Below are 25,127 nucleotides of genomic sequence, written 5' to 3' on the forward strand. Positions count from 1 at the left end.
TGGAAGCTATGACTGGTGGGCCCGCGCAACAGGCACCCGAGGCGAGGGTGCTGGTGGTGGACGACGAGCCGATGATCGTCGAACTGCTCTCGGTGAGCCTGCGCTACCAGGGCTTCGAGGTGCAGACCGCCGCCGACGGCGCCCAGGCGCTCGACCGGGCGCGCGCTTTCCGCCCGCAGGCGCTCATCGTGGACGTGATGATGCCCGGTATGGACGGGTTCGGTCTGCTGCGCCGCCTGCGCGCCGACGGCATCGACGCGCCCGTGCTGTTCCTGACCGCGCGCGACGAGGTCCAGGACAAGGTCGCGGGCCTGACGCTCGGCGCGGACGACTACATCACCAAGCCCTTCAGCCTGGAGGAGGTGGTGGCCCGGCTGCGCGTGGTGCTGCGGCGCGCGGGCCACGCCCGGCCCGCGCCGACGACCTCGCGCCTGCGCTTCGAGGACATCGAACTCGATGACGACACACACGAGGTGTGGAAGGCGGGCGAACCGGTCGCGCTCTCGCCCACCGAATTCACCCTGCTGCGGTATTTCATGGTCAACGCGGGCACGGTGCTGAGCAAACCGCGCATCCTCGACCACGTGTGGCGCTACGACTTCGGCGGCGAGGTCGGCGTGGTGGAGACCTATGTGTCGTATCTGCGCAAGAAGGTCGACACCGAGCAGCGGCTGATCCACACCCTGCGCGGGGTCGGTTACGTCATGCGCGCGAGCCGCCCGGCCGGACAGTGATCGCGGCCCGCACCCCCGCCAAGCCGCGCGGCCGGTCCGGGCGGGTCTGGGAGCGGGTGCGCCGGTTTCCGGCCACGGTGCCATTGCGGGTCACGCTGGTGCTGGCGCTGGTGGCGCTGTCGGGACTCGGCCTGCTCATCTCGGGAACCCTGGTGACCTCGGGTCTGGAGCAGTCCCTGACCAGCCGCACCGATCAGCAGTTGCGCGAGGCCGCGCTGGAGTGGTCGCGGCGGATGCGAATGCCCGCACCGCCCGCACCGCCCGTTCCCGACGCGCGCCATTCCCCGAGCCAGTTCTACGTGCTGGCCGAGAACAGTGAGAATTCGACGCGGGTACAGATCCCGGCATTCGGCGTGCAGGCCGAACCGGAACTGCCCGCACCGCCGGAGGCCGACGGGACGAATTCGCCGATCCTGGTGGGCGGCCCGACCACGGTGGGCTCGGTGGGCGACGCGACGGTCCAGTGGCGGGCGCTGTCGCTGCGCACCCGGGAGGGCGTGACGACGGTGGCGCTGCCGCTGACCCAGAACAACGACACCGTGCACCGGCTGGTCATCCTGCAAATCGTGGTGGGTCTGGCGGTGTTGTGCATTCTGGCGGTGGCCGCCTATTTCGCGATCATGAGCAGTCTGCGTCCGCTGCGGCGGGTGGAGAACATCGCCGCCGCGATCGCCCGCGGCGACCTGCACCGCCGGGTCCCGGTGCGCGGCACCAATACCGAGGTGGACCGGCTCTCGCGCTCGCTCAACGGCATGCTGGCCCAGATCCAGGCCGCGTTCAAGGCCACCGAGGAGTCCGAGGCGTCGGCGCGGCAGTCGGAGGCGAGAATGCGCCGCTTCGTCGCCGACGCAAGTCACGAACTTCGCACGCCGCTGACCACCATCCGTGGTTTCGCCGAGTTGTACCGGCAGGGCGCGAACGCCGACCCGGCCATGTTCATGGACCGCATCGAACGCGAGGCCCAGCGCATGGGTCTGCTGGTGGAGGATCTGCTGATGCTCGCCCGCCTCGATGCCCAGCGCCCGCTCGAGCGCGGTCCGGTCGATCTGCTCGCCCTCGCCAGCGACGCCGTGCACAATGCCCGCGCGGTGGCCGCGGCGGCGGCCAAGGACGGATCGGTGCGTTCCATCGAATTGGAGGTGTGCTCCGGCGAGGGCACCCTCGAGGTGTCCGGTGATGCCGAACGACTGCGTCAGATACTCGCGAACCTCGTCAACAACGCGCTGACCCACACACCCGCTGACGCGGCGGTCACCGTTCGCCTGACACCCGACGCGGACGAGGTGCGCCTCGATGTCGCCGATACCGGTCCCGGCCTGCCGCCGGACGAGGCCGCGCGGGTATTCGAACGCTTCTACCGCACCGACACCTCACGCACCCGCGCCAGCGGCGGCACGGGTCTCGGACTGTCGATTGTGCAGGCGCTGGTCACCGCGCACGGCGGCACGGTCACGGTCGACAGTGTCGAGGGTGTCGGCACGACCTTCACCGTTCGCCTGCCGCGGACCTGACTCAGACCGGGTTGACCGAGTCCACCAGCCAGCGGTCGCCCGATTTGTTCAGCGTGACCCGCACCCGGCTGCCGGTGGTGGTGCCCTGCGGACTGTCCTTGCTGGTGGTGACCTGGTTGAGGAACAGCAGCACCACCGCGTGATCCCGCTCCGCCTCCACCACGCCGCCTGCCTGGGTGGTGGCCTTGACGGTGAGCTGCTTCTCCTTGGCCCCCGGCGCGATGGCCTGGGTGATCAGCTCGAGGTAGTCCTCGCGGAAGCTCGGCGACAGATTGTCCGCGGCCTTGGGGAGTTCGCTGTCCACGGTGCCGTAGTCGTAGGTGAACATGGCCGAGACCGTGTGGTCGGCGGCGGCCACCGCCTCGGTGCGCGCGGTCTCGGCCGCGTCGATCCTCATATACCGCCATCCGCACACGCCCATGACGATCACCGCGGCCAGGAAGATCGCCCCGGCCACACCCGCCGCGATCCGGCCGCGCGTGCCTCGCAGAACACTCATGCCACGAACTCCACTTTCGATGCCGTCAGCTCGCCGTTGGACCGGGTCACGGTGACCCGGAAACGGTAGTAGCGGGTCTGCGGTTCGGCCTGACCGGCATTGGTCAGCGTCTGCTTGGCCGCGACGAGCACTTGCGCGGAGTCGTCGTCGTCGCTCTGGATGGCGGCCTCGACGACCTCGCCGTTGGAGACCACCTTGGCCTGCTGCACGATGCTCATGAACGGGTCGACGCGGCCGTCGAATTCACTCTTGAACTGTCCCGAGGCCAGCGACAGGATGCGGTCGATGTCCTCCTTGGCCGAATCGGCCCGGATCGTGGTGAGGTTCAGCACCGCTTGCCGGGCGGTCTGCACGTATTCGCCGCGGCGTTCGTCGCGATGATCGGCCGAACGCACCGCGAGGACGGATACGACCGCACCCGCTACCGCGCCGATGACCAGCACGATCGCGGCGGCCGCGAGCAGAATCCGGCCGACGGAGCGCTTCGCGCCGGACTCGTTGCCGACCGGTGCGGCGTATTTTCGCGCCGACGCAGGCTCGCCGGCGTCCCGCGGTTCGGATTTCGAGATGTCCACCGTCGGGGCGGCGGGGATCGCGGTCGCGGCGTCGCCGTCGACCCGCACCGTGTCGGCCTCGCCCGTCCCGGTCGTCGGCGCCGCGGCAGCGGACTTGACTGCGTCGGACTTGGCGGCGTCGGACTTGGCGACGGCGACGTAGGCGGGCTGTTTCTCGGCTCCGGCGGACTCCTCCACCGGAGGGCCGACCGATCGCACCGCACGACGGCGCGTGCGGTGATTATCGTCGTTGATATCACTCATCGTTGCTGCTCCTCGAGCATCGCTTGCCAGCTCGACGGTACCGTGCCCGAGCCGCCGGGGCCGACATCTCCCTGACGGTAGGTACGTCCCTCCGGGCCGATGTACACGCCCGTGGCCGGGTCGTAGGATCTCGCCACCGCGGGTGTGGTGTACGAGGCGGGCGCGGTGGACGCCTGACCAGGCGAGCCGCCCGAAGCGGCGGGCGCGACCGGCTGCGGAGGACCGAACGGCGGATTGTTGCCCTCGGGCACGTATCCGGTGCGGCACAGCTCCGGCGTGGGCGCGCGCACGCCGGGGAACTCCGCGCACGGTGTGTTCCTGATGCCGCGCACCTCGATCGGCGAATCCTGCGGCACCTTGCAGTACAACCCGGGCGGGGTGTCCACGGCGTTCAGCTCACTGGGCGATCGGCGCTGGTTCGCGGGCAGGAAGCCGGTGGTGCAGGCGGGCGGATCGTTGATGACGGCCATGAAGTCGACCATCGCGCCGTACTGGACGGGTCCGCGGATGGCGGTCCGCAGCGCGGCGATCAGCGGCGGGAACACCACGAGCAGCTGTTCGACGCCCGCGTGATAGGTGACGCCGACCTGACCGAGGCTCACCAGATTGGTCAGCAGCAGCGGCAGCGTCGGCTGCAACGACTGGAATTGCTCGGTGACGCGCCGCATGGCCGATGGCCCGTCGCTCAGCACCGCACGCAGCGAGGGATCGTGGGCGCGCAGCTGATCGGTGACGGTGGCCAGATCGTTGGTCCAGGAACGAATCGCGGCATCGGACTCGATCTGGGTGTCGAGCAGCGGTCCGATATCGTCCAGCAATTTCTTCGTCGGTTCGGCGCTGTTCTGCGCCTCTTGCACCAGCAGCGCGGCCGAGTCGAGGAATCGTTGCAGATCCGGCCCGGCGCCGTTGAACGCGCGGAACGCCTCATCGATGACCTGACGCAATCGGGTGTCGGCGATGCTGGACAGCAGCCGGTCGGTCTGATCGAGCAACGCGCCGATATCCTGCGGCAGGCGGGTGCGCTCGACCGCGATCACCGATCCGTCGCGCAGGTTGCCTCCCTTGGGATTCTGCACCGGCACGAGGTCGACATACTGTTCGCCGATCGCGGACACGCTGCGCACCCAGGCGTCCACATCCGAGGGAATCTTGTAGTCGGAATCGATGGACAGTTTCGCGTCGACGCCCGCCTTGGTCAGCGTGACCCCTTCGACCACACCGACATTCGTCCCGCGATAGGTGACATTGGCGTGTTCGTAGAGTCCGCCGGTCGCGGCGAGTTGCACGGTGACCTCGTAGCGGCCGATGCCGAACATGGCGGGCAGCTTCACATAGACCCCGCCCATCACGACCAGGCCGATGACGGTGAGTACGCAGAAGATCGTCAGCTGTATGCGGACGAACCGGGTGAGGGTCATCGGCCCGCACCTCCCTGCGGCGCGTTGTTACCCGGCAGCGGCACGGTCAGCCCGGGTATGGATGGCAGTCCAGGAATGGGCGGCAGGCCGGGGATGGCGGGTGTGGGCGCGGCACCCGCCGCAGGGGCGGGCTGGAGCGGTCCGGTGGCCGGATTGCCGTTCTGCGCCGCGGAATCCGGTGCGAAACTGCCGATCACGCCTTCGACGCCGCCGAAGCGGCCGCCCAGCGGCGTGCCGGTCAGCCAGTTCGAATCCAGTCGGCGCGCGGTCATGTCGACCGTGATGAACAGGTTCATGTAGTCGCCCTTGATCGCATTGCCGATGTTCTTCATCGGGAACGGGAAGGTCGGCAGGATCTTCAGCGATTCCACGAGATTGGTGCCGGTATCGGCGAGGGTTTGCAGCACCGGCCCGAGGCTGCGCAGATTCGCCTTCAGGTTCTCCCCGCTCTGCTGCACGATCCGGCTGGTGACATCGCTGAGCTCGCCGACCGCGGTGATCGCCTCGGTGATGTTCGCGGTGCGGTCGGCCAGGATCTTCAGCGCCGGGTGTATCTGTTCGATGGCCCGCGCGACCACATCGCGCTGGACGGCGAACTGACCGCTGAGCCGGTCCAGCCCCTCCATGGCCGCGACGATGTCGCCGCGCTGTTTGTCCAGACCGGTGATGAGCGTATTCAGCTGCGGGATGAGGTCGCGGATATCGTCCTCGCGACCCGACAGCGCCGCATTGAGTTCGTGGGTGATGGTCTCCAATTGCGCCAGACCGCCGCCGTTGATCACGACCGACAGCGAGGAGAGCACCTGCTCGGTGGTCGGATACGCGCCCGCGCGTTCGAGCGGGATGAGATCGCCGTCGCGCAACTCGCCCACCGGCGGCACATCCTTCGGCGGCATCAATTCGAGGTGATTGCTGCCGAGCAGACTCGTCTGCCCGATCTTGGCGATCGCGTTGGCGGGCAGTTTCACCTCGGGTTTCAACGCCACAGTGACCAGCGCGTGCCAGCCCTCGACTTCGATGCCGGTGACCGTGCCCACCGGCACGTCGTCGACGCGCACCGGCGAATTACGGGTCAGCGTGGTCACGTTGGGCATCTGGATGCGCACGGTGTACCCGCCGTCGACGTTCACGGTCCCTGGCAGCGGCAGCGAATTCAGTCCGTCCCACTGACATCCCGAGACGCCGGCCGCGACCGCGAGGCCGACGGCCAGTGCGGCCACCCGCCGCATCGAATGTCCTCGCCTCATCGCTGCCCTCCGGGAATGGCCAATCCTGCGACCCCGCTCGGGACCGTGACCTGGGTCTGCTTCGCGGCCACCCGGCCCTCCAGACTCGGATCGCTGTAGACGAGCTGATCCGGGAACGCCTGGACGCTGGTGGCGGGATTCAACATGATCGGCGCGTAGTTCATCGCCAGCGAACTGATGATCGGTGCGAGATATTGCGCGCACAGGTCGGCGCTGCGATCGGAGTTGTCGTATTCGATCGCCCGGATCGATCCGCACAGGAAGTTCAGCGGGTCGGCGGTGTTGTTCAACGCGATCGCGCCGGTGAGCGTGCCCTGGGCGGGCTTGTATATCTGGTAGAAGTTCACCAGCGCGGTCGGGCCGGAGTGCAGCACCCGCTCGATCTCGGGGCGCTTGTCGTTCAACTGCTGGGTCACCGCGCTCAATCGCTGCACGCCCTCGGTCAACTCGTCGCCGCCGCCGTCGAGGAATCGCTTCACATCCCTCAGCGCGATATCCAGATTGTCCAGTCCCGCACCGAGATCGGTGGCGGTGTCGCCGAGCACCTCCGACACCGAGGCAAGCCGGTTGCCGAACTGCACGATCTGCTCGTTGCTCGAGGAGAGCACCTCCACGAAGCGCTGGAGGTTGCGGATGGTGCCGAACAGATCGGTGCGACCGTCGGAGAGGGTGGTCAGCGTCGCCGACAGTTCGCGCAGGGTGTCACGCAGGCGCTGACCGTTGCCGTCGAGATTGTCGGCGGCGGTGTTGACGAAACGTCCGAACGAACCCTGCTGGTCGTCACCGACCGGCCCGAGTGTCGTCGCCAGCTTCGACAGCTCGGCCTTGATATCGTCCCATTCCACCGGCACCGCGGTGCGCTCGATCGGAATCTGGGCGTTGTCGGCCAGTTTCGCTCCGCCGGTGTAGGCCGGGGCCAACTGGACGAAGCGGGCCGAGACCAGCGACGGCGAGATGAGGACCGCGCGCGCGTCGGCGGGTATGTCGACCCCGCGGTCGAGGGTCACCTCCACGCGCACTCGATCCCGGCCGGGTTCGACCGCGTCGATGCGGCCCACCTTGACCCCGAGTACGCGCACGTCGTCGCCCACGTACAGGCCGTTGGTGGACGGGAAGAAGATGGTGATGTTCGTTTTTCCCAGCCTGCTGAGACCGGTGTAGGCGACGAAGACGACCAGTGCGGTGACCAGCACGCCCACGACGACGACAACCCAGCGCGGGGTCCTTCTGACGGTGTTCGAGATGCTCATCGCGGCGGTTCCTGTTGCGCGGGCTCGATGGACGGCGGGGCCGGGTGGGTGAAGATGTTGCGCAGGTCGTTCGGCAGTTGTTCCGGCCAGACCAGCGCGTCGACCAACGGCCGCAGCTCGGTACTGGTCGCGTTGACCACGTAGGCGTTGAACCACGGGCCGTTGCCGACCTGTTCGCCCAGCGCCGCCGCGTACGGTCCGACCCGGTCCAGCGCCCCGTCGAGGTTCTGCTTGTTGCGCTGCAACAGCGCCAGCACCGAATTCAGCCGTTCCAGCGCCGGTTTCAGCTGGGCCTCATTGTCGGCGACCAGCCCCGACAATTGCTGGGCGACCTGGTTGACGTAGACGATGAGCTGGCCGATGGCCCCGCGGCGGCGGTCTAGTTCGCCGAGCAGGCTGTTGCCGTCCAGCAGCAGCGCGTTGATCTGGCCGCTGCGGTCGGCCAGGATCTTGGTGACGTTCTGTGCGCTGCTCAGCAGTTGGGTCAGCGCTTCGTCGCGGGCGTTGATACTGCGGGAGAGCGCGGTCACCCCGTCGAGTGCGGATCGCAGCGGCGCGGGGGTGTCGGCGAAGGTCGCCGAGAGCGCGTCGAGTGTCTGGTCCACCTTCTGGAGATCCAGTTCGTCCACCGTATTGGTGAGATCGCCGAGCGCCTGTTGCAGCGAATACGGTGAGGTCGTCCGTTCCAGCGGAATCGTGTCGTCCACTCGTAGCGCGCCGGAACCGTCGGGGTTCAGTTCGAGGGATTTGCGGCCGAGCACCGTATTGGTCTTGATGGCCGCGGTGGTCTTCGTGCCGAGCACGATCGACTCATCGAGAGTGAAGCTGACGAGTACCTTGGCCCCGTCGAGTTCGACATTGTCGACCTGCCCGCTGCGCACACCGGCGACCTGTACCGGATCACCCGGGACGAGTCCGCCCGCGTCCGCGAAATAGGCGGTGAAGCTCGCCCCGCTGCGGATGAACGGCAGCTGGTCGAATTGGAGGGCCGACAGCGCCACCGACATGGCGACCACGATGCCGACCACGCCGATGGTCACGACACGTGAGGGCTGCTCAGCCATTCTTGGTACACCTTCCGGTCGCCTGCAAACCGGGCATCTTGACCTCCATCGTCTGCCCGTCGGGTCCGTCGACGAGGAAGTTGGTCCCGCAGACGTAGAGCTGGAGGAACGATCCGTACGCGCCGATACGGATGAGCTTCTTGTAGGTGTCGGGCAACCGCTCAAGCACCCACTGCAAGGTGTCGGAGCCCTCGTCCAGATTGGTGGCGACCCGCCCGGTCTGCTCGATCGTGTCGCGCAGATCGGGGCGCGCGGTGGCGAGCAGATTCGTCAGATCGCCGGTGGCGCCCGCGATACGCGGGATGGCGTCGCCGATCGGGTCCTTGTTCGCGGCCAGACCGCTGATCAGCCGCTGCAACTGGTCGAGGGTGGTGGCGAACTGGTCGCCGCGTTCGTCGATCGTCTTCAGCACCGTGTTGAGGTTGTCGATGACGCTGCCGATCAGCCTGTCGCGATCGGCCAGGGTCTGAGCGAACGAGCCGCCGCTGTTCAGCAGTTCCACCAGCGTTCCGCCCTGCCCTTGGAAGATCCGCAACAGCGCCGCGGTCAGATCGTTGACCTGCGCCGGGTCGAGACCGCGCAGCAGCGGTTTGAAACCGCCGAGCAGCAGGTCCAGATCCAGTGCGGGCGCGGTCTTGTCGGTGTCGATGGTGCCGCCCGAGCGCAGTATCTTGGCGGCGCCGGGGCCGTCGAGCAGTTCCAGGTACCGGTCGCCGACCAGGTTCTCGTAGCGGATGGTGGCCCTGGTACTGGTGAGCAGGGTGTATTTGCGGTCGACGTCGAATTCGACATGCGCCTGGTGGTCCTTGCCCACCTTCACCGACGTGACGGAGCCGACCGGCACTCCCGCGATGCGCACCTTCGCGCCGGGCAGCATGCCCGACGAGCTGGTGAACACCGCGTGATAGCCGTACTCCCGGGCGAAGCGGACCTGACTGAACACAATGGCCAGGCCCGCGAAGACCAGTGCCATCACAATCGTGAAGATCGCCAGTTTGACCGTCGTGGCGGTATTTTTCACCGTGCCCCCATACCCGGTAGCCCGGCGAACAGCAACTGGAACACCTTGGGCGAATCGTTGACAGTGCTCGGGCCCGCATTCGGCGCGTACGGAGACCCTTGGTTGGTGTCGGTGACCACGTAGTTCGAGTGGCTGCCCGGTACCCGGTCGACCACACCCTCGCAGCGCGGACCGCCGGTGGCGTTGACCTTGGGCAGGTCATTCGGATACTGGTATGGCGGCGCGCCGGCCATGAAGTTGGTGTTCATGCCGATACCGGGCAGCACTCCGCCGAATATCTGCTCGGCCAGCGGCATCAGCCCGCCGACACCGACGATCACGCATTCGAGCGCGGGCGCGTAACCGTTGAGCAGCTTCGTGGTCGGGCGCAGCAGCGCCAGACTCGCGTTCAGATTCGGTTCGTTCTCCCGCAGCACCGCGCCCGCGGTGTCGCCGAGGCCGATCAGATTGGCCAGCACGGTGTCGAGGTTGCCCTGCTCGTCGACGAAGGTGGCGCTGGTGAAGGTCGCGTTGTCGACGGTGCGCAGCAGATCGGCGGCCGAACCGGAGTAGATATCGGTGACGGTCGTCGTCTTCCGTAGATCAGCGCGCAGGGTCGGCAGATACGGATTGATATCGCGCAGATACGCATCGCTCGTACCGAGCAATTCACCCAATTTCTGGCCGCGGCCGTCGAGCGCCGCACCGAGGGCGGCCATGGTCGCGTTCAATTTCTCGGGCTCGAGTTGGGCGAGCACATCCGACAGGTGCTGGAACAGCGTATTGAATTCGACGGTCACCTGCGTCGCCGACACCGTCGATCCCGGCGTCAGCGGTGTCTCGGAGGGCTTATCGGGAATGATGAAATTGACGTACTTGGCGCCGAATACCGTGGTCGACCGGATATCCACACCCGCGTTCGACGGAATCTGCTTCAGCTTGGCCGGTGACATCGCCAGGTGCAGCACCGCGCGGTCGTCCCCGAGGTCGATCGAGGTCACCCGGCCGACCTCCACGCCGCGGACCTTGACCTTGGCGTCGTTGTCGAGCACGAGACCGCTGCGCGGCGCCTCCACAAGGATGGTCGAGGTCGGGGTGAATCCGCCGACGAACATCACCATTGCGACCGCGACCACCGCGACCATCACCAGGATCATCGCCAGGCCTGCCAATCGCACGCCCAGCCCGCCACGCAACGCGTTCATGACGCTGTTTTCCGATTGATTCGAATCCGTCATTTCGCTTTACCCGGAGAGATGGAAGTTGCCCGAAGTTCCGTAGATCGCCAGCGAGATCAACAGCGTCACCGTGACCACCGCGACCAGCGAGGCCCGCACCGCATTGCCCACCGCGACACCGACGCCCACCGGGCCGCCCGTGGCGTTGTAGCCGTAATAGGTGTGGATCATCATGACCGCAAGCGCCATGAAGATCGCCTGCGCGAATGACCAGAGAATATCGCTCGGAATCAGGAACGTGGAGAAGTAATGGTCGTAAACGCCCGATGACTGGCCGTAGATGACGACCGTGGCGAATCGGGCGGCGATGAAGGAGGCGATCACCGCGAGCGCGTAGAGCGGGATGATCGCGATCATGCCCGCCAGCACCCGGGTGCTCACCAGATACGGGACCGGCCGGATCGCCATGGATTCCAGCGCGTCGATCTCCTCGGCCACCCGCATCGCACCAAGTTGCGCGGTCGAACCGGCGCCGATGGTGGCCGCCAACCCGATACCCGAGATCACCGGGGCGGCGATGCGGACATTGATGAAGGCCGAGAAGAAGCCCGTCAATGCCTCGATACCGATATTGCCCAGTGAGCTGTAGCCCTGCACGGCGATGGTGCCGCCGGTGAACAGGGTAAGGAAGCCCACGATGACGACGGTGCCGCCGATGACCGCCAGTGCGCCGCTGCCCATGCTGATCTCGGCGATGAGCCGGATGGTCTCGGTGCGGTAGTGCACCAAGGCCCTTGGGATGGAGGCGATGCTCTGCCCGTAGAAGACCGCGTGTTTGCCGACCGAGTCGAGCGAGTTCGACACTCTGCGCACCCGGCGCACGGCTTTCGGGAAACGGGACTGCAATACGAAGGCCATCGGATCACCGCACCGTGAACTTGATGCCGACCGCGGTGACCACGACGTTCACCACGAACAGGGCCATGAAGGCGAAGACGACGGTCTGGTTGACCGCGTCGCCCACACTCTTCGGTCCGCCCCTCACATTGAGACCGAGGTAGCAGGCGACCAATCCCGCGATGAGGCCGAACAATCCGGCCTTCACCTCGGAGATGACGAGTTCGGGCAGATGGGTCAGCAGCGTGATGCCGTTGACGAAGGCGCCCGGGTTCACGTCCTGGAGCAGGACCGAGAACAGGAAGCCGCCGAGGATGCCGATGGTGCAGACCAGGCCGTTGAGCATGAGCGCAACGAACATCGAGGCCAGCACCCGGGGCACCACGAGTCGCTGTACCGGGTCGATGCCGAGTACCCGCATCGCGTCGATCTCCTCGCGGATGGTTCGCGCGCCGAGGTCGGCGCAGATGGCGGTGGCGCCCGCGCCCGCCACGATCAGCACGGTCACGATCGGGCCGACCTGGGTGACGGCGCCGAAGGCCGCACCCGCGCCGCTGAGGTCGGCGGCGCCTATCTCGCGTAACAGAATATTCAGCGTGAAGCTCACCAGCACGGTGAACGGGATGGCGACCAGCAGGGTCGGCACGAGCGATACCCGTGCGATGAACCAGGACTGATCGATGAACTCACGCGCTTGAAAGGGCCTGCGGATGCTCGCGCGGGCGACGGAGGCGGTGAGTTCGAAGAACCCGCCTACCGCCCGCAACGGCACAGCAAGGACCTCGTTCATTCGCGATCCTCCTTGCTCAACGTGCTCGGGTTTACCCACGACACGCCCGAACCACGGGCACCGTCGCCGGAATGATTAGAACATGTTCATCTCATCGGCGCGCAGCTTTCGCCCACTTTGAACTGCAATTTTCAAGTACTCGGCTCACTTATTTGGAACACGTATCAGTTTGGTGCCCGTGATGCGTGTGAGGCACCACACACCAGACTCCCATGTCTACCAAGTGCCGGAGCGGTGATCAACGGTTGGACAACTGTTCAGTAGCGAAGCGACGGCACCGGCCGACGCTTCGCGATCAGCCGAGATCGGCCAGCGAGGACGCGGAGAACGACCGCTGCGCCGGACGATTCGAGAAATAGGCGCCGAGCGTGTCGGCCAGATCCGCCGCGGACCATTCCGCGCCATCGGCGTCGAAGCGCTGCTCCACCACGGGCGCCGCCATGAGGGCCACCATCGGTCCGTACACGACGAACAGCTGCCCGGTGATCTCGTCGGCCGCGGGCGAGGCGAGATAGGCGACCAGACGGGCCACGTGATCGGGCGAGAGCGGATCGACGGCGGCGTCGGGGGCGGCGCTGAAGACGGCCTCGGTCATCGCGGTCCGCGCACGGGGGGCGATGGCGTTGGCGCGCACGCCGAAGCGGGAGAGCCCGCGGGCCGCGGACAGGGTCAGCGCCGTGATACCCGCCTTGGCGGCGCCGTAATTGGCCTGCCCGGGCGGACCGATGAGACCCGCCTCCGAGGAGGTGTTGATCAGCCTGCCGTACACCGGGCCGTCGAGCTGCTTCGACTTGGCCCGCCAGTACGCGGCGGCATTGCGGGACAGCAGGAAATGTCCGCGCAGGTGCACCGCGAGTACGGCGTCGAAATCCTCGTCGGACATGTTGAACAGCATCTTGTCGCGGGTGATGCCCGCGTTGTTGACGACGATGTCGACACCGCCGAACGCGTCGGTCGCGGTGGCGATCAAGGCGTCGGCGGTCGCGGACTCGGCGATGCTGCCCGCGACGAATTCGGCCTTGGCTCCCAGCCCCCTGATCTGCGCCAAGGTTTCGGCCACCGCGTCGTTCTCGCGCAGATCGTTGACGACCACCGACGCGCCGGCGGCCGCGAGGGCCAATGCCTCGGCCTTGCCGAGACCGGCGCCCGCACCCGTGACGATCGCGACCCGACCCGTCAGATCCAATGCCGACGCGTTCACGACACGGCCTCGCTGCCCTCGGCGATGGCCGGCGCGTCGCACACCCTGTTGCCGAATGGCTGTGTTAGCTTGCTCACGGGCCGACTTTAGAACGTGTTCCTACAATTGGGCAAGCACCGCTCACTCCAGTTTGAGCGCCGCCTTCGGGCACTGCGCCACCGCGTCCTCGACATCGGCGAGCAGGTTCGCCGGCACCTCGGCGACCAGAATGTGCAGTTGGTCGTCATCATCGAGTTCGAACACGTCGGGCGCGAATCCGACACAGATTCCATTCGCTTCGCACTGATCGAGATCGACCGAGACCTTCATGAGAACTCCTTACCGAAAACTTCTGATCCGAGTCTACGAGCCGGTCGGGCCGCACGTGCGGCTACCGGCCGTATCGATGGTCAATACTGGAACATGTTTCAGTCCATATGCAATCATCGGATCAACCGCATCCGACGAAGGCTAGAGGTTTTGCCATGCGCATCGCGTATACGCCGCAGCAGGAAGAGCTCCGCGCGGAGCTGCGCGACTACTTCGCGCGGCTGATCACACCGGAACGCCGAGCCGCGTTGAGCGCCACCACCGGAGAATACGGCCACGGCAACGTCTACCGCGAGGTCGTGCGGGAGATGGGCCGCGACGGCTGGCTCACGCTGGCCTGGCCCGAGGAATTCGGCGGGCAGGACCGCCCGACCATGGATCAGCTGATCTTCACCGACGAAGCCGCCATCGCGGGCGCGCCGGTTCCGTTCCTGACCATCAACTCCGTCGCGCCGACGCTCATGCACTACGGCAGCGAGGAACAGAAGCGGTTCTTCCTGCCCAAGATCGCCGCGGGCGAACTGCACTTCTCCATCGGCTACTCCGAACCCGGCGCGGGCACCGACCTCGCGGCCCTGCGCACCAGCGCGGTGCGCGACGGCGACGATTACGTGATCAACGGCCAGAAGATGTGGACCAGCCTCATCGCCTACGCCGACTACATATGGCTCGCCGTGCGCACCGATCCGACGGCCAGGAAGCACAAGGGCATCAGCATGCTCATCGTGCCGACCACCGCCGAGGGCTTCTCCTGGACCCCCGTGCACACCATGGCCGGACCGGACACCAGCGCCACCTATTACCAGGACGTGCGGGTTCCGGTGAGCTCACTGGTCGGGCAGGAGAACGGCGGCTGGGCGCTGATCACCAACCAGCTCAACCACGAGCGGGTCGCGCTGACCTCGGCGGGGCCGCTGGGGGTCGCGCTGAACCAGACCGTCGAGTGGGCGCGCACCACCAAGGCCGCCGACGGGTCGCGGGTCATCGACAAGGAATGGGTACAGGTCAATCTGGCCAAGGTGCACGCCAAGGTGGAGTACCTCAAACTGCTGAACTGGGAGATCGCCAGCCGCGCCGACCAGGGCGGCGATGCCGCGCCGCGGCCGTGGGACGCCTCCACCTGCAAGGTGTACGGCACCGAACTGTCCACCGAGGCATACCGGCTGCTCATGGAGGTGCTCGGCCCGCAGGCGTATCTGCGCCAGGACTCCCCCGGCGCGCAACTGCGCGGACGCCTCGAACGCATGCATCGCGCGGCGCTGATCCTGACCTTCGGCGGCGGCACCAACGAGGTGCAGCGCGACATCATCGCCATGACCGCACTGCGCCAGCCCGCCGCGGCCCGCTGACTCGAAAGCTGGTAACACCCATGGATTTCACACCCACCGAAGCACAGAACGATCTGGGTCACCTGACCGCCGAGGTCACCGGGAAGCTGGTCACCGCCGACCGGCTGCGTGAACTCGACCGCGCCGGTCGCTTCGACGAGGCGCTGTGGAAGGCGCTCGCCGAGACCGGCGTCCTGGCCGCGGCCCTGCCCGAGTCCGTCGAAGGCGGCGGATTCGGCGCGCTCGAACAGAGTTCGATCCTGCGTGAACTCGGCAAGTCGGTAGCGGCGGTGCCGTACCTGTGGTCGATCGTGGTCGGCGCGGGCGCGCTGGCGAACTTCGGCGACGACTCGCAGCGCGCGCTGGCCGCGCGAGCCGGCGCCGGTGCGATCGTGCTGACCGCGGCGCTGGCCGAGGAACAGAACTGGGAGCCGACCGCGCCCGCGACCACGGCCCGCGAAGTCGACGGCGGCTGGCGGCTGACCGGCGCCAAGACCGCGGTGCCCTATGCCGCGCACGCCGCGCGAATCCTGGTCTCGACCACCGTGTCCGGCGCGCCCGCGGTATTCCTGGTTGACGCGTCGGATGCCTCGGTGCGAATCACCGATCAGCAGGTGGTCGATCTCAGTGCCGAATCCGAGGTCGAATTCACCGACACTCCCGCCGAATTGGTCGCCGCGGTGGACGAGGGCGCGCGAGTCCTCGACTGGATGCTGAACCGCGCTTGGCTCGGCGTGGCCGCCCAGCAGCTCGGCACCCTGGAGAAGGCGCTGGACCTGGTCGCCGAATACGCCCGCGAGCGCGAACAATTCGGCAAGGCCATCGGCTCCTTCCAGGCCGTCGCCCAGCGCTTGGCCGATGCCTACATCGACGTGCAGGGCCTGCGCCTGGCCGTCACCCAGGCCGCCTGGCGCCTGGCCGAGGGCCTGCCCGCCGCCGAGGCCGTCCACACCGCCAAATTCTGGGCCGCCGACGCGGGCCATCGCGTGGCCCACTCCGTCGTCCACATCCACGGCGGCGTCGGCATCGACCGCGACCACATCGTCCACAACTACTTCACCGCCGCCAAACACAACGAATTCACCCTCGGCGCGGGCACCGACCACCTCCGAGCCCTCGGCTCCCTCCTCGCCGCCCCCGCCTGATCCTCCCGATGGCCCGCCCGCCCGCCCGGCGGGCCATCGCCGTTGCTCGGCGTCGAGACCGTGGACTAACGGCCGCGCTCTCCACACTCGTCCGCATTCCCGCGGCGCACTGCCGAATCGCCTGCCGCCGAGCCGAACTCGCCGTTCGTCGACACCGTCGGAATCGACCCGCCCGGACGGGGACGGGCCGATTCCTCACGGCCGGACGCGGGTGGCTTCGCCCGCCTCCGTCCCCCGCGCGCGCCCCGGACGCCGGCACGAACCGGGCGCGCCGCGGGTTGTTCGGCGGCGGCACGCGCCGCCGAGTTCGGATATTTTCAGGTGAACCTATTTCGTACGGGACGATACAAATGCAGCCATGTATCGCATGCGAAACCACAACGTGAACTTCGTATTACAGCGCTCGCGTCGCGGGGAACACCCGCGTGTCGGACCCGGACGCGGCCGGATCACGGGGTCAGTTCGGCGAGCACACTGAATTCGAGGGCGTCGGTGTCGGCCAGGTAGACCGGCTGCGTGGTGTGCGTCCCGCGCACCCGCACCTCACCGCGCGGCCCCGCGTAGCCGACCCGGTTGGCGTGCCGTTCGATATCGCGCGGATCGAGACTGCGCGCCGCGGCCGCCAGCGCGGCGAACAACAGCATGCCCTCGTAACAGGATTCGCCGATATTGTTCAGCGCGGGCGCGAAGGCGCCATAGCGCCGCACGTACCGGCTCCCGAAATCCATCCCCGCCGGCGTGACCACGCTCTCGAAATAGCCGCTGGCCGTGTAGAGCCCGCGGGTGCTGTCGGGTCCGCCCGCGTAGAGCACGTCCTCGCCGATCATCATGCTCAACCGGATTCGTCCCTCGTCGAGTCCGGCCGCGGCGAAAGCGCTGTTGAACGCGGCGCTGTCGGCGCCGACCAGCAGTTGCAGCACACCCTGCGCCGGGGAGGTCCTGATCAGGTCGAGCAGCGGCTCGAACCAGCGGCCGCCCAGTGGGACGAACGCCGCGCCGACGATGTCGATATCGGTGGTGGCCGCGAAATCCCGTGTCACGCGGGCGGTTTCGCGCGGCCACACGTAGTCGTTGCCGACGATGCACCAGCGCCGCACCCCGAATTCCGCGCGAAGCCAACGCAAGGCCGGGAACAACTGCTGCCCGGGGGTCTCACCCACCATGTAGACGCCGTCGGCGTTCTCGCCGCCCTCGTAGAAGGTGGTGTAGACATAGGGGATCCGCCCCGCGGTATGGGGTGTGATGACCTTGCGCGCGTTGGACAGATGCCAGCCGACCACCCCGTCGATCCGCCCGGCCCGCACCATGCGCTCGATCCGCGCCGAGAGCGCGGGCAGCGGCGCGCCCGCGTCCACCGCGTGCAGCCGCACCGGGCGGTCGAGTATGCCGCCCAAGGCGTTGATCTCCTCGGCGGCCAGGGTGGCGCATGCCTCCGAGGACGGTCCGAACATGCCCGCCGGACCGCTCAGCGGAATCACCAAGGCGATGTCGACAGTCGCCCGCGCACCGCGAAAATCCCTGTCAACCATGGAATCACCCCTGCGCGCTTGCGCGCGGATATGATGTGTTCGGCGTTGTATATAGTGCCGACGTGGACGATAGCACCGCCCCCGCCGCATTGGCGGATCTGGCGCGCCTCCTGCGCTCGGCATCGCAGGAATTGGATCGCGCGATCGCGAACCGGCTGGGCGAGAACACCACCGGCCGCTGGCACGTGCTCGGCGCGGTGGCGGGCGGCGAGGGCCGGTCCATGTCCCAGCTGAGCGCGGCGACCCTACTCACGGGCGCGAGCCTGACCCGGCTGATAGACGCGATGATCGCCGACAATCTCGTGCACCGCCGGGGCGACGACACCGACCGCCGTCGGGTGCTGGTGTTCCCGACCACCCGCGGTCTACACGCGCACCGCGCCATGGCGGCGGCATTGGACGGCAGCGGTCTCGATGAACTCGTCACCGACCCGCTGCTGAACCGCCTGACCCGCCTGATCGAGGAAGTGCACGCGACCGGCCGCGCGCACGCCTAACCCCGGCGCATCTCGGCGAAGCGCTCCTCGGCGAAATCCACCGTCCGCTGCGCGTTGGCGACCGCGGTCACGATAGAACTGCCGAAGGCGCCCGCGCGATCGAACAGCGTCGCGGCGCCAACGGAGATGCCGTCCACGCTCAGGTGGCTGTCACCTTCGACGCCGATGGCGGTGCCCTCGACCGCCCGAGTCAGCGCGATGGTCAGATCGGCATTGATGAATCCGACACCGACCGAACTCCAGTTGGTCATCAGACTCGCGGACTCGCCGATGGTCGCCGCCGCCGCGAAGGGCGAGAGCGGCTGTCCGAGGACCGTCGGCACCGGAGTCTGCCAGCAGCGTTTGCGGCTGCCGTTCTGGTGCTCGGAGAGTTCGCCGCTCCATCCGTCGGGGTGCTCGTCACTGCCCCACAGTGGTCTACCCGGTACGCCGAGCAGGTCGGCCGGTGGCGGCTTCGGCAGGTCCGTGCGGGTCCACAACTCTCCCGGCGGCTGCTGGGAACGGCGCAGGAACACCGCCGAGGCGCGCGCGACCGCCGCACCCTCTTGGACGAGTTCGGCGTCGGCGACTCGAATCCGGTTACCGTCGCGGACGATAGCGGTGCGCACCGTCAGCGGTCGGCGCAGCACCGGCCGGAACAGGTCGACGGTGAGCCGCGATGGCGTGAAAGCCGATGCGCCGTACTCGATTTCGAGCGAACGCGCGAGCAGCGCGCAGATCGCGGGACCATTGACCATATCGCGCGCCCACGCGCTGGCGGCATAGGCGAGCGGCTCGAATCCGAGTTCGGTCTGCTCGAAGAATGCAGGCGGCACGGCCATCTCGATTCCTCTCCGGTTCGCACCGATGACTGCCGAGGGGCCGCCGCGGCGATCCGCGGCGGCCCCTCGGCGGTGTGCTCGATTATTGCTTGCTGCTCGCCTCTTGGTGTTCGTCGGCCGGCCTGAGCTCGGTCTGCTCCTTGGCCCAGCGGTAATCGGGCTTGCCTGCCGGTGAGCGCTTGATCTCCGGCACGAACCACAGACTGCGCGGCAGCTTGTAGGCCGAGATCTCCTGGGTCAGCACCGGACGCAGTTCCTCGAGGGTGGGCCGCTGATCACCGGCGCACTGCACCACCGCGACCACCCGCTGTCCCCAGCGGTCGTCGGGCACGCCGACCACCAGCGCGTCGAAGACCGCCGGATGCGCCTTGAGCGCGCCCTCGACCTCCTCCGGGTAGATCTTCTCGCCGCCGCTGTTGATGCTGACCGATCCGCGTCCCAGCATGGTCACCGATCCGTCCTCCTCGACCCGGGCGTAATCACCCGGAATCGAGTAGCGGACGCCGTTGAACTCCTTGAAGGTCGCCTTGGTCTTGATCTCGTCGTTGTAGTACCCGACGGGGATGTGTCCCTTGCGGGCCAGGAAGCCGATCTGGCCGGAGCCGGGCACCACCGGATTTCCGTCCTCGTCGAGCACCTCGGTGGAGGCGTCGATCTTGACGCGCGGTCCGCCGGTGTGGGTGGCGCCCTTGGTGACCACCGCCAGCCCGCCGAATCCGGTCTCCGAGGAGCCGATGGAGTCGGTGATCATGGTTTTCGGCAGCAGGTCGATGAACTGGTCCTTGAGCGTCGGGGAGAACAGCGCCGCGCTGCTGGCCATCGCCCACAGATTGGAATGCCGATACGGCTCACCGGTTCGGGGGTCACCCGTCCGCAGCGCGTCCAGCATGGGACGCGCCATGGCGTCGCCGGTGATGAAGATCAAATTGACGGTGTGGCGGTCGATGGCCTGCCATACGCCGTGCGGACTGAACTCCGGCAGCATGACGGTCTTGCCGCCGTCGAACAGACCGTGGAAGACCGCCGACTGCGAACCGCCGTGGATCAGCGGCGGAATCGGATAGCGCACCAACTGCGGATTGCCCGCGCCGACCTTGGCCTGCTGCCATTCGTCCTCGATGGCCTCGCCGGTGACGAAATTGATGCCGCCGCCGAGCACCCGCCACCAGTCCTCCTGGCGCCACATCACACCCTTGGGCATACCCGTGGTGCCGCCGGTGTAGATCATGAAGATGTCGTCGACCGAGCGTTCGCCGAAATCGCGCTCGGCCGAGGCGGCCGCGAGCGCGGTCTCGTATTCCACCGAATCCGGTGCGGTCGCGACCGTGCCGGCCGTATCGTCGTCGACGACGACCACGGTCTTCAGTTTCGGCGTGTTCGGGCGTACCGCGCTCACCCGGTCGGTGTAGCGGCGCTCGTGGATGAGCGCGACCATATCCGAGTTGTCGAAGATGTACTGCAACTCGTTCTCGACGTATCGGTAGTTGACGTTGACCAGAATGGCCCGCGCCTTGAACACCGCGACCATGGTTTCGACGGCCTCGATGGTGTTCCTGGACTGCAAACCGACCTTGTCCCCCGGCTTCACACCCTGTGCTCTCAGGTGATTGGCCAGCCTATTGGCCCGCTCCTCCAGTTGTGCGTAAGTCACCTCACGGGCGTCGTCCACCAGCGCGACGCGATCGGGCATGAGGTCGATGGTGTGCTCGACGAGGTCCGCTATGTTGTAGCTCACAAGCTAAAAATAGAACCTGTTACTGTTTCTGACAAGGCTCGAAAATAGGAGAATCCCATGCCGCACTGCCTCGTAGAGAAGCGCGACCACGTTCTCGTCGTCACCATGAATCGCCCCGAGGCCCGCAACGCGCTGTCCGGCGAGATGCTTGCGATCATGCGCGACGCCTGGGATCAGGTGGACAGCGATCCCGACATCCGGGTCGCCATCCTGACCGGCGCGGGCGGCGCGTTCTGCGCCGGCGCCGACCTCAAGGCGATGACCACCTCCCATCCCGGCGATTCCTTCAAGGGCGGCGGATGGGACTTGTCGCGCATCGACGCCCTGCTCAAAGGCCGCAGGCTCACCAAACCCCTCATCGCGGCGGTGGAGGGCGCGGCCATCGCCGGCGGCACCGAGATCCTCCAGGGCACCGATATCCGCGTCGCGGGCGAGAGCGCGAAATTCGGCGTGTCCGAGGCCCGGTGGGGCCTGTACCCGCTGGGCGGGTCGGCGGTGCGACTGGTACGCCAGATCCCCTACACCCTCGCCGCGGACATCCTGCTCACCGGACGCCACGTCACCGCGGCCGAAGCCAAGGAGATCGGGCTCATCGGTCATGTGGTACCGGATGGGACCGCCCTGGACAAGGCGCTGGAACTGGCGGACATCATCGCCGCCAACGGCCCACTCGCGGTGCGCGCGATCCTGCGGACCATTCGCGAGACCGAGGGAATGCACGAGAACGACGCCTTCAAGCTCGACGCGGAGATCGGAGCCGAGGTGTTCAAGTCGGCCGACGCCAAGGAAGGACCGCGCGCGTTCGCCGAGAAGCGGAAGGCGAACTTCACCGGGGCTTGAGTCGGGCTCGGGGAACCAGCGGGGGCGCGGGTGCTAACAGGACGTGTTCATGGAGAACGGTTCCCATTGGTGGCCATCGAGGTCTATGAACGTGCGGCCGTGCATACCCACTCGCGCCTCCTGCGCACGTTTGTCGGCATCGAACTCCTCGGTCGCTCCCGCACTGAGCGCCGCCTCCGTGAGGTGGTCGACCTCGGCGGCGCTGGCCAATGACAGCGCGTAGAAGGCGCAGGCGGTCTCCGTGGTCCGAGCGATGGGCCGTCCGGCGAAAGTCGAGAAGAATTCCCTGGTCAGCAGCATGAGACAGATATTGTCATCGACGACGACGCACGCGGCGTTGTCGTCGGTGACCCCCTGAGCGATCTTCCAGCCGAGCGTCTCGTAGAAATCTCGCGAGCGATTCAGATCGGCGACGGGAAGGTTGATGAAGATCATCTTGCTGCTCATCCTCTTGTCCTCTCGGCAGTCCGGTGCTTCACCGATTACGACGCCGCCGACGCCGCGAATTCACCGGCCCTTGACAAGGCACCTCACCTGTCGGTGGGTTGTGGCAGGGTGGCCCTCATGACAGACTCGTCCGGCCCGTCCACCGCTCTCACCGATGACGTGCTCGCGTCGTTCGAGCGGCATCGGCGGGAGCTGTGCGCCTATGCCTACCGAATGCTCGGCTCTTCCTTCGAGGCCGAGGACGCGGTCCAGGAGGCCTTCACCCGCGCGTGGAAGTCCTACGATTCCTTCGAGGGTCGGGCGAGTCTACGGTCGTGGCTGTACAAGATCACCACCAATGTCTGCCTCGACATGCTCGACGGTCCGCAGCGCCGCGCCCGGCCGATGGATCTGAACGGGCCGTCGCGGCCGGATTCGCCGCTGCCCGCGCCGCAGCCGGATTACGTCTGGATCGAGCCGATTCCGAACGCACTCGCCTTCGGCGCGGATCCGGCCGAGCATGCCACGGCCAAAGACACCCTGCGGCTGGCGTTCGTCGCGGCGTGTCAGCATCTGCCCGCCACCCAACGCGCCATTCTCATCATGCGCGAGGTGCTGCGATTCTCGGCCAACGAGACCGCCGAGGCGCTGACGATGTCGCCCGCGTCGGTGAACAGCGCGCTGCAACGCGCCAGGGCCACGATGTCCAAGGTGCAGCCCAAGGTCGGTGACGATTACGACGAAGCCGACGAGAATCAGCGCAAACTCGTCGATGATTTCGTCTCCGCTTTCGAGGCGTACGACATGGACGCGCTCACCACATTGCTGAAAGCCGATGTGGCGCTGTCCATGCCGCCGCTCGAACTGTGGATCTCCGGCCCGGAGAATGTCGCGGCGTTCATGCTCGGCACCGGAAGCGCCTGCGCCGGTTCCAGACTCGTCCGTCTCGACGGCGCCAACGGTCAGGTGGCCTTCGGCCAGTACAAGCCCACCGACCAACCGGGCGTCTACACACCCTGGGCCGTCACCATCCTGGAACTGGACGGCGAAACCATCTCAGGACTCAACTTCTTCCTCGACACCGACCGCCTCTTCCCCCTTTTCGACCTCCCCCTCGAACTCCGCGAATCCACCGCCTGATCCGCTCACCGCCGATGCGCCGCACCCCGACGGTTCCGGTAATGCCGCGACCGTCGATGGCCGACACGGCGAACCGGGATTCGAGGCGGGCGACGACGAGTGCACCCGGGCGGATGCACAGGCGCTCGTGTGCGCTCAGGAAGCTGACCGGAGACTGGCCCGCGCGTCGCCGGCCCGCTCTCCGGTGATCGGACGGCGGGCCGACGGGGGGTTCAGGACGCGGGGACGTAACGGTCGCGGATTTTGCGTTTGTAGAGCTTGCCGTTGGGGTCCCGGGGGAGTTCGGGGAGGTAGTCGATGGACTTCGGGATCTTGTACTTGGCGAGTTGGGTGGCGGCGAAGGCGAGGAGTTCGGCGGTGAGCGCCTCGGAGGGCTCGGCGTCGGCGGCGGGTTGCACGACAGCCTTGACCTCTTGGCCCCAATCCTCGTGCGGTATGCCGAAGACGGCGACGTCGGCGACCTTCGGGTGGGTGATCAGAACGCTCTCGATCTCCGCCGGGTAGATGTTCACACCGCCGGACAGGATCAGGTCGGAGCGGCGGTCGTGCAGGTAGAGGTAGCCGTCCTCGTCGAGATGGCCGATATCGCCGACGGTGAACAGGTCGCCGACGCGCGATTCCTCGGTCTTCTCCTTGGCGTGGTGGTATTCGAAGCTGGAGGCGCCCATCTTCATGTACACCAGGCCGGGTTCGCCCGCGGCCACTTCGGACCCGTCCTCCTCGTTGAGGACCTTGATCACCGACCACGGCCATGCGCGGCCCACCGATCCGGGCTTCTTCAGCCAGTCGGAACCGTTGATGACGGTGCCGCCGCCTTCGGTGGCCGCGTAGTACTCGGTGACCGTCGGACCCCACCATTCGAGCATCTGCCGTTTGGTCTCCTGCGGGCACGGAGCCGCGCCGTGCACCATGCTGCGCAGCGAGGACACGTCGTATTTGCCGCGCACCTCCTCCGGCAGGGCGAGCAGCCGGTGGAACTGGGTGGGAACCATATGGCTGTGGGTGACACGGTGCCGGTCGATGAGCCGCAGCATGTCCTCGGCGTCCCACCGGTCCATGAGCACCAGCTTGTGGCCGACCTGGATCGAGATGGTCGCGAAGTTGAGCACGGCCGTGTGGTACAGCGGCGACCCGCAGATGTGCACGTGGTCGTCGTAGGGTGCGAGTTCGAACAGTCCGAAGAATGCCGTGGTGTGCGGTGGCACCGCGTCGGGGTCGGCGCCGGTGAGCGGGCGTCGCACGCCCTTGGGCCTGCCTGTGGTCCCGGACGTGTAGAGCATGGGCGCGCCGGTGCTGCGATCGTCGGGACGGCCGTCGGCCGGATCGCCGAGTGTGTCGAGCGGGGTGAAGCCGTCGATGGCGCCGACCGAGAACCTGGCCGAGGCGGGCAGCCCGGCCTCGTCGGCGGCCGCAACGGCCGCGGCGGCGAAGCGGTCACTGGCGAAGAACGCCTTGGCCTCGCTGTCCTGGAGGATGTAGGCCACCTCGGGACCGGTGAGATGCCAGTTCACCGCGACGATGTACAGCCCGGCCTGATACGCCGCGAAGTAGGCGGCGACCGCCTCGACACAGTTGTGCACCATGCTGACCAGCACGTCACCGGTCTTCAGACCGAGCGCGCGAAGGCCGGTGGCATACCGGTCCGCGAGGCCCGCCAGTTCCCGATATGTCACCTCCCGACCCAGTGGGTCGACCATGGCGATCCGTTCGGGTTCGGCGTCCGCAATGTTCCACAAACCGAGAATTTTCA

General features: G+C 67.1%; 24 protein-coding genes. 7 read left to right on the forward strand and 17 right to left on the reverse strand.

Annotated features, from left to right (window positions below):
- The first annotated feature begins 8 nt into the window (after positions 1 to 8).
- Both APZ21_RS29695 and APZ21_RS29700 read left to right on the forward strand, forming a co-directional pair.
- Complete coding sequence (locus tag APZ21_RS29695; protein WP_156371398.1) at positions 9 to 734, forward strand: response regulator transcription factor; 726 nt, start codon at positions 9 to 11, stop codon at positions 732 to 734.
- Positions 731 to 2,245, forward strand: coding sequence for a sensor histidine kinase (locus APZ21_RS29700; RefSeq protein WP_420845280.1), 1,515 nt, complete (start codon positions 731 to 733; stop codon positions 2,243 to 2,245). The genes APZ21_RS29695 and APZ21_RS29700 overlap by 4 nt, the downstream gene beginning before the upstream one ends.
- Before the next feature lies 1 nt (position 2,246).
- Here the strand turns inward: APZ21_RS29700 and APZ21_RS29705 are convergent, their stop codons facing one another.
- From APZ21_RS29705 to APZ21_RS29760, 12 genes are all read right to left on the reverse strand, one after another.
- Positions 2,247 to 2,744, reverse strand: a complete 498-nt coding sequence (locus APZ21_RS29705) for a h domain protein (RefSeq protein ID WP_054816569.1) — start codon at positions 2,742 to 2,744, stop codon at positions 2,247 to 2,249.
- Positions 2,741 to 3,562, reverse strand: a complete 822-nt coding sequence (locus tag APZ21_RS35875; RefSeq protein WP_239476896.1) for a hypothetical protein — start codon at positions 3,560 to 3,562, stop codon at positions 2,741 to 2,743. The genes APZ21_RS29705 and APZ21_RS35875 overlap by 4 nt, the downstream gene beginning before the upstream one ends.
- Entirely contained in the window at positions 3,559 to 4,980 is a 1,422-nt protein-coding gene (locus APZ21_RS29715) for an MCE family protein (protein WP_054816570.1), read from the reverse strand. The genes APZ21_RS35875 and APZ21_RS29715 overlap by 4 nt, the downstream gene beginning before the upstream one ends.
- Complete coding sequence (locus APZ21_RS29720; protein WP_054816571.1) at positions 4,977 to 6,227, reverse strand: MCE family protein; 1,251 nt, start codon at positions 6,225 to 6,227, stop codon at positions 4,977 to 4,979. Before APZ21_RS29720 ends, APZ21_RS29715 begins: the two co-directional genes overlap by 4 nt.
- Positions 6,224 to 7,477 carry an MCE family protein gene (locus APZ21_RS29725; protein ID WP_054816572.1) on the reverse strand — a complete coding sequence of 418 codons (1,254 nt, stop codon included), beginning with the start codon at positions 7,475 to 7,477 and terminating at the stop codon, positions 6,224 to 6,226. Before APZ21_RS29725 ends, APZ21_RS29720 begins: the two co-directional genes overlap by 4 nt.
- Positions 7,474 to 8,541: an MCE family protein gene (locus APZ21_RS29730; RefSeq protein WP_054816573.1), complete on the reverse strand. Its 1,068-nt coding sequence runs from the start codon at positions 8,539 to 8,541 to the stop codon at positions 7,474 to 7,476. The genes APZ21_RS29725 and APZ21_RS29730 overlap by 4 nt, the downstream gene beginning before the upstream one ends.
- Positions 8,534 to 9,562, reverse strand: coding sequence for an MCE family protein (locus APZ21_RS29735; protein ID WP_082393553.1), 1,029 nt, complete (start codon positions 9,560 to 9,562; stop codon positions 8,534 to 8,536). The genes APZ21_RS29730 and APZ21_RS29735 overlap by 8 nt, the downstream gene beginning before the upstream one ends.
- Positions 9,559 to 10,746, reverse strand: a complete 1,188-nt coding sequence (locus APZ21_RS29740) for an MCE family protein (RefSeq protein ID WP_054816574.1) — start codon at positions 10,744 to 10,746, stop codon at positions 9,559 to 9,561. Before APZ21_RS29740 ends, APZ21_RS29735 begins: the two co-directional genes overlap by 4 nt.
- A 39-nt stretch (positions 10,747 to 10,785) precedes the next feature.
- A complete protein-coding gene (locus tag APZ21_RS29745) occupies positions 10,786 to 11,637 on the reverse strand; it encodes an MlaE family ABC transporter permease (protein WP_054816575.1) in 852 nt (283 codons plus the stop codon).
- 4 nt (positions 11,638 to 11,641) lie between these two features.
- Positions 11,642 to 12,406, reverse strand: coding sequence for an MlaE family ABC transporter permease (locus tag APZ21_RS29750; protein WP_054816576.1), 765 nt, complete (start codon positions 12,404 to 12,406; stop codon positions 11,642 to 11,644).
- A 295-nt stretch (positions 12,407 to 12,701) separates the two neighbouring features.
- A complete protein-coding gene (locus APZ21_RS29755) occupies positions 12,702 to 13,607 on the reverse strand; it encodes a 3-oxoacyl-ACP reductase (protein WP_054816577.1) in 906 nt (301 codons plus the stop codon).
- 120 nt (positions 13,608 to 13,727) lie between these two features.
- Entirely contained in the window at positions 13,728 to 13,916 is a 189-nt protein-coding gene (locus APZ21_RS29760) for a ferredoxin (RefSeq protein WP_054816578.1), read from the reverse strand.
- Between the two features lie 155 nt (positions 13,917 to 14,071).
- Here APZ21_RS29760 and APZ21_RS29765 point away from each other — a divergent pair, with 155 nt between their 5' ends.
- Both APZ21_RS29765 and APZ21_RS29770 read left to right on the forward strand, forming a co-directional pair.
- Entirely contained in the window at positions 14,072 to 15,265 is a 1,194-nt protein-coding gene (locus APZ21_RS29765; protein ID WP_054816579.1) for an acyl-CoA dehydrogenase family protein, read from the forward strand.
- 20 nt (positions 15,266 to 15,285) lie between these two features.
- A complete protein-coding gene (locus APZ21_RS29770; protein WP_054816580.1) occupies positions 15,286 to 16,389 on the forward strand; it encodes an acyl-CoA dehydrogenase family protein in 1,104 nt (367 codons plus the stop codon).
- Positions 16,390 to 16,838: 449 nt separating this feature from the next.
- On the opposite strand, the gene APZ21_RS29775 is transcribed toward APZ21_RS29770, so the two are convergent.
- Complete coding sequence (locus APZ21_RS29775; protein ID WP_054816581.1) at positions 16,839 to 17,918, reverse strand: substrate-binding domain-containing protein; 1,080 nt, start codon at positions 17,916 to 17,918, stop codon at positions 16,839 to 16,841.
- 62 nt (positions 17,919 to 17,980) lie between these two features.
- On the opposite strand from APZ21_RS29775, the gene APZ21_RS29780 reads away from it, so the two are divergent.
- A complete protein-coding gene (locus tag APZ21_RS29780; RefSeq protein WP_054816582.1) occupies positions 17,981 to 18,415 on the forward strand; it encodes a MarR family winged helix-turn-helix transcriptional regulator in 435 nt (144 codons plus the stop codon).
- On the opposite strand, the gene APZ21_RS29785 is transcribed toward APZ21_RS29780, so the two are convergent.
- Together APZ21_RS29785 and APZ21_RS29790 are read right to left on the reverse strand one after the other, a co-directional pair.
- Positions 18,412 to 19,236, reverse strand: coding sequence for an acyl-CoA thioesterase domain-containing protein (locus APZ21_RS29785; protein WP_054816583.1), 825 nt, complete (start codon positions 19,234 to 19,236; stop codon positions 18,412 to 18,414). The two genes, APZ21_RS29780 and APZ21_RS29785, sit on opposite strands and share 4 nt — an antisense overlap.
- An 82-nt stretch (positions 19,237 to 19,318) precedes the next feature.
- Entirely contained in the window at positions 19,319 to 20,971 is a 1,653-nt protein-coding gene (locus APZ21_RS29790; protein WP_054816584.1) for an acyl-CoA synthetase, read from the reverse strand.
- 57 nt (positions 20,972 to 21,028) lie between these two features.
- On the opposite strand from APZ21_RS29790, the gene APZ21_RS29795 reads away from it, so the two are divergent.
- Entirely contained in the window at positions 21,029 to 21,811 is a 783-nt protein-coding gene (locus APZ21_RS29795; protein WP_054816585.1) for a crotonase/enoyl-CoA hydratase family protein, read from the forward strand.
- Positions 21,812 to 21,844: 33 nt separating this feature from the next.
- Here APZ21_RS29795 and APZ21_RS29800 read toward each other — a convergent pair whose 3' ends face one another.
- Positions 21,845 to 22,258 (reverse strand): VOC family protein, encoded by a 414-nt coding sequence (locus tag APZ21_RS29800; RefSeq protein ID WP_054816586.1) that lies wholly within the window; start codon positions 22,256 to 22,258, stop codon positions 21,845 to 21,847.
- A 117-nt stretch (positions 22,259 to 22,375) separates the two neighbouring features.
- On the opposite strand from APZ21_RS29800, the gene APZ21_RS29805 reads away from it, so the two are divergent.
- Positions 22,376 to 23,377 (forward strand): sigma-70 family RNA polymerase sigma factor, encoded by a 1,002-nt coding sequence (locus tag APZ21_RS29805; RefSeq protein WP_054816587.1) that lies wholly within the window; start codon positions 22,376 to 22,378, stop codon positions 23,375 to 23,377.
- Between the two features lie 212 nt (positions 23,378 to 23,589).
- Here APZ21_RS29805 and APZ21_RS29810 read toward each other — a convergent pair whose 3' ends face one another.
- Positions 23,590 to 25,113: an acyl-CoA synthetase gene (locus APZ21_RS29810; protein ID WP_371852315.1), complete on the reverse strand. Its 1,524-nt coding sequence runs from the start codon at positions 25,111 to 25,113 to the stop codon at positions 23,590 to 23,592.
- Between the last annotated feature and the right edge of the window lie 14 nt (positions 25,114 to 25,127).

It is taken from the genome of Nocardia arizonensis (genome assembly GCF_001310275.1).
GTDB lineage: Bacteria > Actinomycetota > Actinomycetes > Mycobacteriales > Mycobacteriaceae > Nocardia > Nocardia arizonensis.